The organism is Kribbella sp. NBC_00709, assembly GCF_036226565.1.
In the GTDB taxonomy this organism is placed as follows: domain Bacteria; phylum Actinomycetota; class Actinomycetes; order Propionibacteriales; family Kribbellaceae; genus Kribbella.
In genome coordinates this window covers 2,963,672-2,978,541 of sequence record NZ_CP108996.1, presented here as the reverse complement: position 1 = coordinate 2,978,541, position 14,870 = coordinate 2,963,672, and the positions used below count along the sequence as shown (strand labels likewise).

Genomic DNA, 14,870 nt, shown 5'->3' with positions numbered 1-14,870 from the left:
TCTGACATGTGATGTCTCAGCGTAGCAGCGAATCAGAGCAGGAGACCAGCGCCCGGCCCACGCCCGCGAATGCGATCGGCGAGGAGCGGATCCTGGATGCGGCCTACGAGCTGCTGCTGGCGATCGGGATGCGCCGGATGACGATGGCCGACATCGCCCGGCACGCGGAGGTCTCCCGCGCGACCCTCTACCGCCGCTGGCCCAACGTGCAGGCCGTGGTCGCGGCGCTGATGACGCGGGAGTGGACGATCGCGCTGGTGTCCGCGTTCCAACCGGACGCCGCCGACGGCCGGGCCCGGCTGGTCGAGGGTGTGGTCGAGGTGGTCGCGAAGACCCGGGTCCATCCGTTGATGCGCAAGATCATCGAGCTCGACCCCGAGTTCCTCACGCCGTACCTGCTGGAGCGTCGCGGCAGCAGCACGGTCGCGCACCTCGCGCTGGTCGAGGAGGGCATCCGCCAGGGTCAGGCCGACGGCTCGATCCGCGACGGCGACCCGGTCTGGCTGGCCCGGCAGATCATCCTGGTCTCGCTGGCGTCGGCGGTGTCCGGGCCGGTGATGGCGGAGAAGGACGAGTACACCAAGCTCGACGAGGAGCTGCGCGTGATGCTGACCAGGTACTTGGTGCCATGATCACCGTGGGCAACGCGAGTCTGAATGCGGCCCGCCGGGCCCGCGAGCTCGCTTCGCTGAAGAGCGTCGACGTGCTCGTCATCGGCGGCGGGGTCACCGGCGCCGGCGTGGCGCTCGACGCGGCCGCCCGCGGACTCACGGTTGCCCTGGTGGAGAAGCACGACCTGGCCTTCGGGACCAGCCGCTGGAGCTCCAAACTGGTGCACGGCGGCCTGCGGTACCTCGCCTCGGGCCATGTCGGGATCGCGTACGAGAGCGCCGTCGAGCGCGGCATCCTGATGAAGACGACCGCACCACACCTCGTCCACCCGGTCCCGCAGATCGCGCCGTGGTTGCCGCAGGCAAGGTTCGCGCAGGCCGCACTGCTGCGGTCGGCGTTCCTCGGCGGCGACGTCCTGCGCACGTTCGCGCGGACCAGCGACGACTACCTGCCGCACTCGCGCCGGGTCAGCTCGGCCGAGATCCTCCGCTACGCGCCGACGCTCAGACCCGAGGGCATGCGCGGCGGATTCCTGACCTGGGACGGCCAGTTGTACGACGACGCCCGGCTGGTTGTCGCGATCGCCCGGACCGCAGCGCAGTACGGCGCTCGCATCCTGACCAGGGTCGCCGCCACCGAAGTCACCGGGCGTGGCGCGGTCCTGGTCGACCAGCTGACCGGCGACCGGCTGATGGTCGACGCCCGGACGGTGATCAACGCGACCGGGATCTGGGCGGATCAGGTTGCCTCCGGCATCAAACTGCGACCGAGCCGCGGGACCCACCTGGTGCTGCCGCAGTCGGTCTTCGGCGGCCTGTCGGCGGTGCTCACCGTCCCGGTGCCGGGCGAGCTCCGCCGGGTGGTGATGGCGATCCCGGCGCCGGACGACCGGGTGTACGTCGGCCTCACCGACGAGGACGCCCCCGGCCCGGTGAACGACGTACCGCACGCGACCGACGCCGAGATCGACTTCCTCCTGAACACGATCAGCAGCGCAGTACAGCAGCCGGTGACCCGCCCGGACCTGCTCGGCACGTACGCCGGACTGCGGCCGCTGCTCGACACAGGCCACCACAACGGTGAGGACAAGACCGCGGACATCTCCCGGCGGCACGCGGTGATCACCAGCCCGGACGGCGTGGTGACGATCGTCGGCGGCAAGCTGACGACCTATCGCCGGATGGCGCAGGACGTTCTCGACAAGGCGCTCGAGCAGTCCTCGCTCGACGTACGACGGCACTGCGAGACGCATCGGATCCCGCTCGTGGGGGCCGCCGACCGGGTGCGGCTGGCCGCGGTCCGGGCGCCGGCGCGGTTCGTGCAGCGGTACGGCATGGAGGCGCCGCAGGTGATCGCCGGTGCACCGGAGTTGCAGCAGCCGATCGCGCCGGGCTTGCGGACGACGTACGCCGAGCTGCAGTTCGCCGTCCGGCATGAGGGTGCGCTGACCGAGGACGACGTACTGGACCGGCGGACCCGGATCGGGTTGTCCGCTGCCGAGCGGGAGCTGGCCTTGCCCGCGGTCCGGGAGACTTTCGCCGCGGTGTGAGTCGGCCGTGAGCTAACTTGGCTGCGGGGAGGTGAAGGGGTGACACAGCCGAATCCAGGGCCGTACAAGGGACCGTGGCCGTACCCGGTCCCGTTCCAGCAGTTGCCGTACCAGCCGCCGCCGATCCCGCCGCGGTATCGCTCGTTGCGGAAGGTCGCGATCGTCAGCATCGTGCTGCTGGGGCTGACCGCGCTCGCGGCCGTGATCCAGTCCGTGCTGCTCTGGCGGTCGTACGACGAGGTCAAGCGCCTCGTCTACGGGCTGCTCTCGGAGGAGGAGATCGACCGCGGCATCGAATCGATCTCCGGCACCGGCCCGCTGCTGAACCTGGTCAGCTACCTGCTGATGGGGACCGGGATCGCGTTCCTGATCTGGCTGTGGCAGGCCCGCGAGAACAGCGACTTCCTGCACTCGCCGTTCGCACCGAGGCCGGCGTTCCCGGCGGACCCACTGCGCGGCCCGCACCGGCGGGCCACCGGCTGGGTGGTCGGGTCCTGGTTCTGCCCGATCGTGCAGTTCTGGTACCCGTTCCAGATCGTCCAGGACATCACCAGGGCCAGCGAACCACCCGGAGCGCCGCGGTCCGGCCGGGTGCGCACGCTGCTGTACAGCTGGTGGGCGACGTGGACCGCGTTCTGGGTGATCCTCGTCGGCGGTGGCGCCGTCGCGATGATCGGGTTCATCGTCTGGTTCATTCGCCTGATCCAGGTGTCGGAGAGCAGCGACGCGAGCAGTCCGTACGTCGACATCTACGACATGCAGGACTTCATGGTCCGGGTCGCGCTGGGCGTCGACATCGGCTTCACGGTCGCGACCGTCCTGCTCATCGTAGCCGCGGTCACCGCATCCCTCCTGATGCTCCAGATCACCGACTGGCAGCACACCCGCGTCACACCGCCCCCGATCCAGGACAGGCCGCGGTCGCTCGAGCCGCCGCAGTACGCACCGCGGTATCACCACCCCGGCCCGAACTTCCCGACCTACGGCCCCTGAAGCAGTACGACGCTCGCGTCGTCGTACTGCTTGCCGCTCAGCGTGGACTCGGCGTCGTGCCGCCGCACCCGCTCGATCAACCGCCGAGGACCTTCGGTGGTGAGTACTTCGAGCAGCTCGTCCCAGGGATGCCCGTAGCGCTCGGTGTAGCGCGACGCGCCGTCGGTGAGGAGTGCGATCGCCTCGACAGCGGAGCGGTCCGTGGTGCCGGTGACCGCCTCGTACGCCGCTTCGGGCTCGGTGCTCGCCACCCAGAAGCCGCCGGGCTGGTTACGCAGCCGCCGTACCGTCTCAAGGGTCCGGTCGGGGAGAAGGTCGATGCGGTCGTCGCTGTGAACGGTGACGTGACCGTCAGGTGCTCGCATGACGACCGGTGAGTCGGCCAGGACCAGATGCTCGACGTGGTCGGTATGGAGTCGGACCATCGCGACTGTGGACGACGGGCTGTCGGGATTGGTGACGTCGCAGGTGCCGGCGTGGGACGAGCGGACCGCGGTGATCGCGTCGGCGAGGAGGTCGGTGAGCGGGGCGCCCGAGTGGGTCAGGAGTGGGGTCGCGAGCTGCGTTGCCAGCTGCATGACCAGCCAGGCGACCGTGTGCCGGCAGCCGGAATCCACATACACCCGTGGAGCGCTGGCGCCGTCGAGGACGAGCGCGAAGTCGGGTCCGGTCAGGACCAGGTCCTCGTTGACCGCGGGCGGTCGCCGGTCCGGCGCGGCCTCACTGATCGAGCGGATCTCCACCCACCTATTGTCCTTGAGCCCAACTGTCGGCGAGGGACTGGTCGAGGGCGATCTTCGGTGACCAGCCGAGGTGCTCCCCGATGAGCGTGGTGTCGGCCTGTTGCCACGGTGCGCCGAGGGCGGTCTCCTGGTCGACGTCGTCGACGATCGTCGCCGGTTGACCGCTCAGCTCGAACAGCTGTCCGGCCACGTCGCGGGCCAGCGTCGCCCGCCCGGTCCCGACGTTCAGCACCGGTGGCAGCGTCGCATCGGCGAGCGCGACCGTGAGAACGGCCTCGGCGACGTCCCGGACGTCCACGAAGTCGCGCCAGACGTCGAGCGACCCGACCTCGATCAGGTGCCGCGACCGGAGGTCCTCGATCACCCGGCCGGTCAGCGTGCTTTCCGGCGCTCCCGGTCCGATCACGTCGAAGATCCGGAGTACGACGGCGTCCGCGCCGCCGCGCTGGGCCCGCAGGACGAGCTCCGAGCCGGCCAGCTTGGTGAGCCCGTACGGACCGAGCGGCCGGGGAACGGTCTGCTCGTCGAGGCTGGTGCCGTGCGGCGCCCCGCCGTACTCCGCCGCGGAGCCGAGCTGGACGAACCGGGCGTGGCCGGCGTGGTCCCGCAGCGAGGCGAGCAGAGCCTCGACGGCGATCACGTTCGCCCGGACCAGCTCGGCGGGCTCGCCCAGGGTGGCGCCGACGGCGTTGATGACCACGGTCGGCTTGTACATCCCGATCTGGGTGTCCAGCGCGTACGGATGCATCGCGGTCAGGTCGCACCGCCGGTACGGCTCGCTCCGGTTCCGGCTCAGACCGCGGTACTCGACGCCGCGGTCGGCGAGCAGCGCGCAGATCCTGGCGCCGAGGAAGCCCCCCGCGCCGAACACCATCACCCGCTCTGTTCCGGTCACCCCTCCATCGTGCGGTTCGTATTTGTCGGTCGGCCCTCCGTTCTCCGTCGTCAGCATCACAGTGTCGGTACGGCGTGACAGGCTGAGCACCCAGCGAAGCGAGGAGAGCCATGGCTGACCGAGGGCGCCGGGGTGTGCCGACCGAGTCGACGATCCGGGACTGGGACGACGCGGACCCGTCCGGGCAGACCTACCGGCGGGTGCTGTTCATCGACTCCGACCTGACCGAGGTGGACAACCGCGGCGGGGTGTTCGAGGAGTGCACGTTCCGCGGGGTCCGGTTCAACGCCTCGACGCACACCGACGCCGCGTTCGTGAACTGCACGTTCGTCCGGTGCTCGCTGTTCGACACGACGTTCACCCGGTGCAAGCTGGTCGGCAGCTTCTTCGACGACTGCACCTACAACCTGCTGAAGGTGAACGGCGGGGACTGGTCGTTCACCGCGCTGCCGGGGGCGGACCTGAAGGGGACCGAGTTCAGCGGGGTGAAGCTGCGCGAGGCGGACTTGGCCGGGATCCGGGCCGCGAAGGCGTCGCTGCGGGATCTCGACCTGTCCGGCGCCAGCCTCCAGCGGGCCGATCTGACCGGGGCCGACCTGCGTGGATCCGATCTGTCTACGCTCGATCCACTGACCGTCACCCTGCGGGACGCCCGGATCGACATGACCCAGGCGATGGTCGTCGCCGCCTCCCTGGGGCTGGACGTCCGGCCGTGACCGACCGGGGGCGGTGGGGCCGGGAAGCAACGTCACTGTGGATATCCCCAGGTAATCACGCGGTCATCCCCCGTTCTATCCACAACCTGTGGATAACTATCCGGATAACTGTGTGTTCGTTCTGTGATATCTGACCGGGGCGCCCGGCCGGTTCGCCGGGACGAGGGTCCCGCGCCGGTGGCGGGCCGGCAACCGCGATCGGCGTACGACGAGCAGGGCCGCGTGCTCGACGACGTACGGCGGGGTGACGACCAGGTACCTGCTGCGGGTCAGGCTCTGCAGGCCGGCGGCGAGGCTCACTCCGCAGACGGCGCCGATCGAGTTCGCGATCAGGTCGTGCAGCTGGCACGAGCGGCCGAGCTGTGGGACCAGCGCCTGCACCGCCTCGACCGCGGCGGACATCCCGACTCCGGCGGCGATGCCGTCGCCCGGACGGCCGCTGGCCAGCGTGAGCATGCCCGCGGCCGGGACGAACAGCAGGATGTTCAGCAGGCCCTGGAGCGAGGTCAGTCCACCGGTCGTGGTCAGGTGGGTGCCGCACTCGCCGATCTGGCCGAGGCGGTGCGGGGTCGGGCTGAGCGTCGCCGCGATGATCAGCGCGAACGCGGCCGGCATGCAGAAGGCGGCCAGCCGGGGCATCAGGTCGCCCGGACGGCGCAGTGCGGATAGTGCGATCGGCAGGGTCATGCCGGTGAGCACGAGCCAGGTGTCCAACAAGCGCGGGATACCGCGATAAGTCTCGAGCACGCGTCCGGACCCTCCCGTGGTCGACGGCTGCCTCGAACTCTCTCCTCGACGATGTCATTGCCTGACTCGACAATCTGCCGACCGCTCCCACCGCCGCCAGACCTGTCCGGACATCTGCACGCAGCCGCAAGCCGGTCGTGACAGTCTGTGACACAACGTGCGCAAACTGACACGGAAGGAAGGTGCTCAAGGCAACGATTGTTTGCCTGCGGGGGGGGTGCGCGATCAACCGATCGGTGGAGGCGGGTGGGGCCGGCTGGGCGATGTGCGGACCGGGGCCGTCACGGGAGAGTCGAGGTATCGAGACCGACCCGAAACGGAGACCGAAGATGACCACCCCGGTGAACGTCGAACACCCGCGGAGCGCGGCCGCGTTGCGGAGCGTGCAACTGCTGGTGGCCGGCTACCTCACGCTCAGCGTGCTGACCCTGATCGCCATCATTGCCCTGCGCAACCACACGGCGATCGTGAACGACGCGGTCTGGACCCGCGGCACGATCGTGGTCGGCAGCGCCGTACTGACCTTCCTGTTCGCCCGGAGCGCGGCGCGCGGCTCCCGGCGCGGATACCTCCGGCTGCGGATCGTGTCGGCGGTGATGCTGGTCGCAATCATCGTGATCATCTCGCTGCCGGGCCTCTTCCCACTGTGGATGAAGGGCGAGCAGGCCGTCTGCGGACTGCTGCTGCTCGGCGTCGCCCTGCTGGTCAACGGCAAGCACCTCCGCTCGGTGTTCACTGGCTGACATGAGTGAGGAGACGTGGCCGCTGCGGTTGACGGTCGTGCCGTACGTGCTGCTCGCGTGCATCGCCGCCGTCACGGTCCTGATCAAGCGTGAACAGCCCGGGTCGCTGACCGTCAGCCTGGTGCTGTGCGCGCTGATCGGGCTGTGGACCTTCGGGATGTTCACCCTCCGCCCGGCCCGGCGGACCGAGACCCGGCCGATGGCGATCTTCGTCGCCGGGTTCGTCCTGCTGCTGGCGGTGCTCGTGGTCCGCGATCCGTGGTTCGGGTTCCTCACCCCGGCCGGGTACTTCTACACCTTCGTCCTGCTGCCGTGGCCCGGCGAGCTGATCGGTATCGGGGCCGTCGCGCTCGTCGCAGGCTGGGCGCAGTCGTACGACATCCCGAAGACGAACGTCCTCGGCCTGCTCGGCTGCGCGGCCGTGATCGGGGTGAACGTGGCCGGGATGTGCCTCGCATCGTGGCTCGGGCGGCGTGGCGAGGTACTCAGCCAGCAGCGGCAGGACGCGGTCGACGCGCTGACCGAGACCAACCGCCGGCTCGAGGCGACCCTCGCCGAGAACGCGGTCCTCCACGACCAGCTCCTGACCCAGGCCCGCGAGGCCGGCATCATCGACGAGCGGCAGCGGATGGCCCGCGAGATCCATGACACGCTCGCGCAGGGGCTGACCGGGATCGTCACCCAGCTCCAGGCCGCCGAGCACGCCGACGACTGGCGGCGGCACGTGTCGACCGCGGTCGGGCTGGCCCGCGAGAGCCTGACCGAGGCGCGGCGGTCGGTGCACGCGCTCCGTCCACAGCCGCTCCAGTCGGCCACGCTGAGCGAGGCGATCGCGGACGTCGTACGGCGATGGTCGGCGCTGCACGGCATCGACGTACAGCTCACTACGACCGGCACGCCGCGGGTGACGACACCGGAGGCGGAGTCGACGCTGCTCCGCGCGACACAGGAGGCGCTCGTGAACGTGGCGAAGTACGCGCAGGCGACCCGGGTGGGTGTGACGCTGTCGTACATGGAGAGGAAGGTCGCGCTGGACGTCCGCGACGACGGCGTCGGGTTCGACCCGTCGAGGAGTACGTCGTCCGAGGTCGGTGGGTTCGGGCTGGTCGCGATGCGCCAGCGGGTCGAGGCGCTGAGCGGGACGCTCGAGATCGAGTCGGAGCCAGGCTTCGGTACGGCGATCTCCGCGACCGTGCCGCTGTCGGGAGCGTCGGCATGATCCGGCTGCTGATCGCGGACGACCACCCGGTGGTGCGGGACGGGTTGAGCGGGATGTTCGCGGCCGAGCCGGGGTTCGAGGTGGTCGGCCAGGCGGGCGACGGCGCGGAGGCGATCCAGCTCGCCGAGTCGCTGCGGCCGGATGTGATCCTGATGGACCTGCAGATGCCCGGCGTGAACGGGCTGACCGCGATCAGCGAACTCACCGAGCGCGGGGTGACCGCGCGGGTGCTCGTGCTCACGACGTACGACACCGACGGGTACGTCGTACCCGCGATCGAGGCCGGCGCGACCGGCTACCTGCTCAAGGACGCACCACGGGACGAGCTCCTGCGGGCCGTCCGCGCCGCTGCCGACGGGACGTCCGTGCTCGCGCCGTCGGTGGCGAACACCTTGATGAACCACGTCCGCACGCCGCCCACTCCTGACATCGTCAGCCCGCGTGAGCTCGAGGTCGTCCAGTTGGTGGCCGCGGGCAACACCAACCGCGAGATCGCCGCCCACCTGTTCATCAGCGAGGCGACGGTCAAGACGCATCTGCTCAACATCTACGCCAAGCTCGGCGTACCGGACCGCGCGTCGGCGGTCGCGGAGGCCTTCAGGCGCGGTCTGCTGAAAGCATCCGGCTAGGGCCGGTGCTGGGCGACCGCGTCGGCACTGAGTTCTTCGCCGTCCGCGCGGAGCCCGTCGATCACGCCGTCGACGTCCGCGGCCGGCCGGTTCTGGCTGAGTTTGAACTTCGCCTCGATCCGGTGGATCGCCAGCTCGACGCCGACGATCGCCCGCAGCTGTCCCTGCACGTACTTCTCCGGCGCATCGTCGACCGACCACGGTTCGGCCCGGCCCAGCTCGTGCAGATCCGACAATCGCCGTACGACGTTCTCGACCCACGCCGGGTCGTCGTGGACGGTGAGTTCGCCGTACACATGCGCCGTGAGGTAGTTCCAGGTCGGTACGACGCGGCCGTGCTCCTGCTTGGACGCGTACCAGGTCGGGGAGACGTACGCGTCCGGTCCGCGCATGATCACCAGCGCGTCGCCGATCACCTCGCGCTGCCAGTGATCGTTGTTGCGGGCAAGGTGCCCGAGCAGCACGTTGCGCGGGCGGTCGTAGATGAACGGCAGCATCGTCGCCACCAGACCGTCCGGCGTCATCGTGATCAGATCGGCGGCGCCGTGACTGGCCAGCAGCTCCTGCACCGCGTCGTCATCGGGGGCAAAGTGCTTGGGAACGTACACAGCACCAGTCTCCCGAGCGTCCAGTCCGAACGACAGGGCCAATCGACCCGGCCTTCACCAGGCCAAGTCAGATGACGAGCTCGTGGATCCACTCGGCCGGCGCCTGCGCGTGGAGACGCCAGTAGTGGTTGGCGATGTCGTCGGGATCCCAGCCGGTGCCGGGCCCAACGCCGCCGCTGACGGTGACGGTCGCCGCGTGGACGCCGGCAGCGCCGTACTGCTGGTCCAGGAGGGTGACGAGCGAGCGGACACCCGCCTTGCCCAGCGAGAGGCTCACATAGTCGGGCTTCGACAGCGGCATCCCGCCGGTGATCAGGAACGACCCACTGCCCCGCTCGGCCATCGCAGGTAGGACGTGCGCGGCGGTGGTGATCGCTCCGACCACATTCACGGCCCAGGCATCACGGTGCTGCTCCGCGGTGAGGTCGCCCACCCGGTCGGCCTGGATCAGAGCCGCGTTGTAGACGACGACGTCCGGCACGCCGTACGCCTCGATGATCTGATCGAGGGCGGCGCGCAGCGCGACCTCGTCGGTCACATCCGCGGTCACGGGCAGCACGTCGGCGCCGTCGAGTTCCGCCGCGGCGGTCTTCACCGTCGCCTCTGACCGCGCGACCAACCCAGCGCTCATGCCTTCCCGGACGAACCGCCGCGCCACCGCGAGACCGATCCCGGGCCCGACCCCCACTACGACAACTCCAGCCATGCTGTCGAGGATATGTCGCGCCCTCACCGGCGAGGCAGGAGGGTTCCGGCTCGTTTGACGGTGGTGGTCAGCGGGACCGTCTCGATGTGAGTGATGCCGGGGAGCGTGCCGATCCGGTCGGCGAGGTAGTCGTACAGAGCGTCAGGATCCGCGCACACGACGAACCCGAACAGGTTGGTCGCCCCGGTCACGGCCGCGGCGTACGCGACCTCCGGATGCTGCGTGAGCGCATCCGCGACCGTCGTGAGCGCGGACGGCACGACGGACATCCACAGGATCGCCTCGGTCGAGTACCCGAACAGCATCGGATCCGTCTCGACGTCGAGGTACATCGCCCCGGCACGGAGCAGCTCGCCCAGACGACGCCGTACGGTCGACTCCGGCATCCCGGTCGCGGCGGCGAGCGCGGGGTACGCCGTACGCCCGTCCTTGGCGAGCTCGGCCATCAGCCGCTGGTCCTGCGCGGTCAGTTCGAGAGGTACGTCGTACTCCAGGGACGGCGACCGTAGACCGTCGACCTGCTCGTCCGTGAGGGCCGCCGTCCGTCCTGCCCAGCCTGCCGTGCCGGCGACCGCACGGAGGATGCACTGCGCGGTGACTCGCGGACCGCGTTGGAGCTTGCGCAGGAGCGGAGCGCCTCGGCCCTTGGTGTGGGTGATGCAGGTGACCTCGAGGCCGCCGGAGGTCAGGCAGACCCAGGAGGTGTCGTCCCGGCGGGCCATCGTCGCGGCCACCGCTACGGCGGTGTCAGGCGCGCACTGGATCCGGATCAGCCAGTCGACCCAACCGAGCCGTGGGCTCGACGGTACGGCGACCACGCGCACCGCACCGGTCTCGCGCAACCGGTGGTAGCGGCGCGCGACGGTCCGGTCCGAGGCACCCAGCACGGCCGCGATCCGGCTGAACGACGCCCGCCCGTCCACCTGCAAGGCGTGCACGAGCTGCTCGTCCAGCGAGTCGAAATCCACCATGATCACCCTCATCATGTCGGAATCCGCAAGATCCGGCGACTCTTCTGACGCACCACTAGAAGATTGCGACCGTCGAAGGGTGAACCAGCCAGCGACAACCACCAGCCACGGAACGCTCCGCGGGCACCACCATGTTGTGGAGCTGCCATGACTGTCTATCTCAACGCGAACGTCGTCACCGTCGACGGCGACTTCTCGATCGCCGAAGCCTTCGCGGTCTCCGACGGGCGGTTCGTTGCCGTCGGCACCAACGACGAAGTCGCCCAGCTGGACGGCCCGGTCGTGGATCTCGGCGGGCGGACCGTGCTCCCCGGGTTCATCGACGCGCACGCACACACCGTGCACCTGGCGCTGGACGCCTTGGCCGCGCCGAACCTGGCCGGCCTGACCTCGGTCGCCGCGATCGTCGAACGGATCGGGGCCGTCGCCGCGACGGCCGAGCCTGGCGCCTGGATCGTCCCGTCGTCGATCGGCGCACCGCCGGACTACTTCGGTCTTCCGGAAGGGCTGGCCGAGGCCCGCTGGCCGACACGCACCGACCTCGATGCGGTTGCGCCCGACAACCCGGTGCACATCCCGACCCCGCCGTTCTGGCCGCACCCGGCGATCCTGAACAGCAAGGCACTCGAACTGCTCGGCATCACCCGCGACACTCCCGATCAGCCGGGGATCCGGATCGAACGCGACACATCCGGCGAACCGACCGGTGTGATCCACGGGCTGGTCTTCTACAACGCCCGCAATCCGCTGGTCGGCCGGCTCTTCTCGTTGCTGCCAGCAACGACCCCAGCGGCTCGGCAGGACGCGATCGCGACCGCCCTGCAGCGGAACCTGGCCCGCGGCATCACCACGATCTACGAGGGTCACGGCAACAGTCCGTTCGTCCCCGACCTCCGCGAACTCCAGGCGGCGGACCGACTCGCCTGCCGCGTCGTCGGTACGTACGAGGTTCCCGTCGGCCGGGTCGACGTCGCGGACTGGCTGACCTCGGTCGCCGACGCGAGCGGCGACGGTACGGGCGACGATCACCTGCGGATCCGCGGCGTGACTGTCTCCGTCGACGCGCCGATGCATTTCGGCGGGGCGCTGATGAGCGAGCCGTACGCCGATCCGCACGGCGAACTCGGCAACGGCTCCTCGGTGCTGTCCACAGCAGAACTGGCGGAGCTCGCCCGCCTCGCCGTACGGAGCGACCTGCGGCTGAACGTGCTGGCGACCGGTGACGCGGCGTGTGAGATCGCGGTCAGCGCACTGGAGACCGTGCATCGGGAGACGCCGCTCAACTCCCGCTCGTGGATCGTGCAGCACTTCCATCACGTCACCCGCGACCAGATCGCCCGCCTGGCAGCGATGGGCATCGTCGCTCAGGTCTGCGCGGGCGTGGACTTCGGCCGCGGGGTGGCGGCGTACGTCGAACGGCTGCCCGGCGATCAGTGGGAGCACGTGACGCCGGTGCGGTGGTGGATCGACGCCGGCGTACCGACCGCACTGGCCAGTGACGGCGCGCATCCGCCGCTGTTCCACCTGTGGGCCGCGCTGACCCGCACCGATGGGCGCAGTGGCCGTAGTCTGCTGACGCCGGCGAAGGCGATCTCTCGGGCTGAGGCGATCCGTGGATGGACGGCCGATGCGGCGACAGTGCTGGGTGTGGGCGACCGGCTCGGATCGATCGAGCCCGGGAAGCTTGCGGACTTCGTCGTCTTGGACCGGGACATCCTGACCTGCCCGGTCGACGAGATCCGGGACGCCACCGTGGTGACGACCGTCCTAGCCGGCCGGGATCCAGACGCGCATCGCGTGGAGGCCTCGGTTGGCCCATGTGTAGTAGGGGATGAGGGTCAGGTCGACCGGGTCGGCTGACGGTGTGGAGTGGGAGCGGTAGGGCTCGAGTGCTTCCGGGACCACCGCTCCCTTGGCCTTCAGGATGGTGACTCCACCGAGTAGATCGGTGTGGGCTGTTGTGATCTCCGCTGCTGGGTTGAGGCGGAGGTCCTCCAGCACGACACCGGGGTGCTGGTCGGGCTGCTCCAGTGCGTAGATCAGTGGACCGCGGGCAACGGTGAAACAGCCGCGAGTGGAGTCGACTCGGTCGTTGGAGACGAGCAGTCGTGGCGGCATTGGCAGGTGCAGTACTACCTGGTCGCCCGCCCGGAAGGTGCGTCGTACGGGTGCGTAGTCGCCTGCTGCGACCGGCTTGTCATCGACCGTCGCATCGGACGCCCACTCGGGGATGCGCAGCGCCAGCTCGACCTCACCGGCCGGTGCCTCTGTGACAGTCACCCTGACCAGGCCGTCCCAGGGGTAGTCGGTGTCGACGTCTACAGCGAACGATCGGGCTCGGAGCGCGCTCACGGCGTACTGGTGGATCTGCAGGCCGTCCGCAGTACCAGTGGCGAGGTACGACGGGAGGCTGGCCAGCGTGCGCATCACATTGGGCGGACAGCATGCGCAGTTGAACCAGGGCCGCCGCCCGTACGCCGGTGCGCGCTGCACGTCACCACGCGCACCAGTCCGCCGGTGCAGCGTGTTCACGTAGAAGTAGTCCGCGTCCTCGAGCGACACCGCCGGGAGGATCGCGTTGTACAGCAGCAGTTCGATCTGGTCGGCGTACGACGACTCACCGGTTGCCAGCAGCAACCGCCAGGCCCACTGCAGTACGCCGATCGCAGCGCACGTCTCGGCGTACGCGCGGTCCGGTGGCAGCTCGTAGTCGTCACCGAACGCTTCACCGTCCCACCGCGAACCGACCGCACCGGTCACGTGCTGCTTGTGTCGCCGCATCGCGTCGTACTGTCGCCGTACCGCGTCCAGCAGCTCCACGTCACCTGTCTCGATCGCTACATCTGTCGCACCAGTGGCGAAGTACACCGCGCGTACGGCGTGGCCTTCGAGCGGACCGGCGTTGCGGACGGGGACGCGGTCGGAGTAATGCGCCGGATCGCCGTACTGGGACGGGTCGAAGCCTGGCTTGGTCGCGCTGCCGTGCCCGCGGGCGTCGACGAAGTACTTGGCGAGGTCGAGATAGGCGGGTACGCCGGTCTCGCGGTAGAGCTCGACCAGCGCGGACTCGATGACCGGATGGCCTTCGAGCTCGGACCGTCCTGACGGCCCGAAGGTGTCGACGAGGTGGTCGGCGAAGCGGGTCGCGACCTTGAGCAGTGCGGTGTCGCCGGTGGACCGGGCTGCGGCTACGGCGGCTTGGAACAGGTGGCCGGCGCAGTACAGCTCATGACTGTTCCACAGGTGGGTGTACGGCTCCTCGCCGCGGACCTGGATCGCCGAGTTGAGGTAGCCGTCGTCTCGTTGCACCGCAGCGATCGTCCGGGTCAGCTCGGCCAGCTGGTCCGGTTGCGAACCGTCCCAAGCCACGGCCTCCAGCCATTTGTAGACATCGGAGTCGCGGAAGCTGGCGCCTTGCACATCGCCGCTGGCCTCGCCGGCGGCGATCCGCAGGTTGCCGAGGTTCCCGGCGGCCTCGAGTCGCTCCCGGCCGAGCGGGATCGCGGCGCGGTTGGCCACCATCCGGCCGGACCAGAATCCGCCCGTCACCCGGGCCGCGGACAACGGTCGCCACGTGACGGCCGCGGCTGCGGTCGGTACTGCCGGGGAAGGCTGCATGTCCCGGACGCTAGACCGCGGCAGAAGCCGGACACCAGATGCTAATGGGGATTAGCTGCTAATACCCAGCTAATCAAAGCGACCTCTTGACACCTGCTCGAAACGCTGGCGAAACTTCCGG

General features: G+C 69.6%; 15 protein-coding genes. 8 read left to right on the top strand and 7 right to left on the bottom strand.

Features of this window, described 5'->3' with window-relative positions:
• The first annotated feature begins 11 nt into the window (after positions 1 to 11).
• From OHA18_RS14680 to OHA18_RS14670, 3 genes are read left to right on the top strand one after another with little or no spacing between them, the layout of a single operon-like run.
• Positions 12 to 632 carry a TetR/AcrR family transcriptional regulator gene (locus OHA18_RS14680; RefSeq protein ID WP_329004624.1) on the top strand — a complete coding sequence of 207 codons (621 nt, stop codon included), beginning with the start codon at positions 12 to 14 and terminating at the stop codon, positions 630 to 632.
• Positions 629 to 2,161, top strand: coding sequence for a glycerol-3-phosphate dehydrogenase/oxidase (locus tag OHA18_RS14675; protein WP_329004623.1), 1,533 nt, complete (start codon positions 629 to 631; stop codon positions 2,159 to 2,161). Before OHA18_RS14680 ends, OHA18_RS14675 begins: the two co-directional genes overlap by 4 nt.
• A gap of 39 nt (positions 2,162 to 2,200) precedes the next feature.
• Complete coding sequence (locus OHA18_RS14670; RefSeq protein ID WP_329004622.1) at positions 2,201 to 3,154, top strand: DUF4328 domain-containing protein; 954 nt, start codon at positions 2,201 to 2,203, stop codon at positions 3,152 to 3,154.
• On the opposite strand, the gene OHA18_RS14665 is transcribed toward OHA18_RS14670, so the two are convergent.
• Complete coding sequence (locus OHA18_RS14665) at positions 3,142 to 3,897, bottom strand: protein phosphatase 2C domain-containing protein (protein ID WP_329004621.1); 756 nt, start codon at positions 3,895 to 3,897, stop codon at positions 3,142 to 3,144. The genes OHA18_RS14670 and OHA18_RS14665 overlap by 13 nt on opposite strands.
• Before the next feature lie 4 nt (positions 3,898 to 3,901).
• Entirely contained in the window at positions 3,902 to 4,792 is an 891-nt protein-coding gene (locus OHA18_RS14660) for an NAD-dependent epimerase/dehydratase family protein (protein ID WP_329004620.1), read from the bottom strand.
• 110 nt (positions 4,793 to 4,902) lie between these two features.
• Between OHA18_RS14660 and OHA18_RS14655 the strand changes: the two genes are divergently transcribed.
• Positions 4,903 to 5,508: a pentapeptide repeat-containing protein gene (locus OHA18_RS14655; protein WP_329004619.1), complete on the top strand. Its 606-nt coding sequence runs from the start codon at positions 4,903 to 4,905 to the stop codon at positions 5,506 to 5,508.
• 96 nt (positions 5,509 to 5,604) lie between these two features.
• On the opposite strand, the gene OHA18_RS14650 is transcribed toward OHA18_RS14655, so the two are convergent.
• Complete coding sequence (locus OHA18_RS14650; RefSeq protein WP_329004618.1) at positions 5,605 to 6,255, bottom strand: VanZ family protein; 651 nt, start codon at positions 6,253 to 6,255, stop codon at positions 5,605 to 5,607.
• Positions 6,256 to 6,584: 329 nt separating this feature from the next.
• On the opposite strand from OHA18_RS14650, the gene OHA18_RS14645 reads away from it, so the two are divergent.
• The 3 genes from OHA18_RS14645 to OHA18_RS14635 are packed head-to-tail and all read left to right on the top strand — an operon-like array spanning position 6,585 to position 8,846.
• Positions 6,585 to 6,998, top strand: coding sequence for a hypothetical protein (locus tag OHA18_RS14645; protein WP_329004617.1), 414 nt, complete (start codon positions 6,585 to 6,587; stop codon positions 6,996 to 6,998).
• 1 nt (position 6,999) lies between these two features.
• Positions 7,000 to 8,217 carry a sensor histidine kinase gene (locus tag OHA18_RS14640; protein WP_329004616.1) on the top strand — a complete coding sequence of 406 codons (1,218 nt, stop codon included), beginning with the start codon at positions 7,000 to 7,002 and terminating at the stop codon, positions 8,215 to 8,217.
• Positions 8,214 to 8,846 (top strand): response regulator transcription factor, encoded by a 633-nt coding sequence (locus tag OHA18_RS14635; protein WP_329004615.1) that lies wholly within the window; start codon positions 8,214 to 8,216, stop codon positions 8,844 to 8,846. Before OHA18_RS14640 ends, OHA18_RS14635 begins: the two co-directional genes overlap by 4 nt.
• Here the strand turns inward: OHA18_RS14635 and OHA18_RS14630 are convergent.
• From OHA18_RS14630 to OHA18_RS14620, 3 genes are all read right to left on the bottom strand, one after another.
• On the bottom strand, positions 8,843 to 9,454 hold the full coding sequence (locus tag OHA18_RS14630; protein WP_329004614.1) for an FMN-binding negative transcriptional regulator: 612 nt from the start codon (positions 9,452 to 9,454) through the stop codon (positions 8,843 to 8,845). The two genes, OHA18_RS14635 and OHA18_RS14630, sit on opposite strands and share 4 nt — an antisense overlap.
• Before the next feature lie 67 nt (positions 9,455 to 9,521).
• On the bottom strand, positions 9,522 to 10,160 hold the full coding sequence (locus tag OHA18_RS14625; RefSeq protein ID WP_329004613.1) for an SDR family oxidoreductase: 639 nt from the start codon (positions 10,158 to 10,160) through the stop codon (positions 9,522 to 9,524).
• A gap of 23 nt (positions 10,161 to 10,183) precedes the next feature.
• Positions 10,184 to 11,146, bottom strand: coding sequence for an Lrp/AsnC family transcriptional regulator (locus tag OHA18_RS14620; RefSeq protein WP_329004612.1), 963 nt, complete (start codon positions 11,144 to 11,146; stop codon positions 10,184 to 10,186).
• Positions 11,147 to 11,278: 132 nt separating this feature from the next.
• Between OHA18_RS14620 and OHA18_RS14615 the strand changes: the two genes are divergently transcribed.
• Complete coding sequence (locus OHA18_RS14615) at positions 11,279 to 12,991, top strand: amidohydrolase (protein ID WP_329004611.1); 1,713 nt, start codon at positions 11,279 to 11,281, stop codon at positions 12,989 to 12,991.
• Here OHA18_RS14615 and OHA18_RS14610 read toward each other — a convergent pair.
• On the bottom strand, positions 12,899 to 14,749 hold the full coding sequence (locus tag OHA18_RS14610) for a glycoside hydrolase family 127 protein (protein WP_329004610.1): 1,851 nt from the start codon (positions 14,747 to 14,749) through the stop codon (positions 12,899 to 12,901). The two genes, OHA18_RS14615 and OHA18_RS14610, sit on opposite strands and share 93 nt — an antisense overlap.
• Positions 14,750 to 14,870 lie beyond the last annotated feature (121 nt).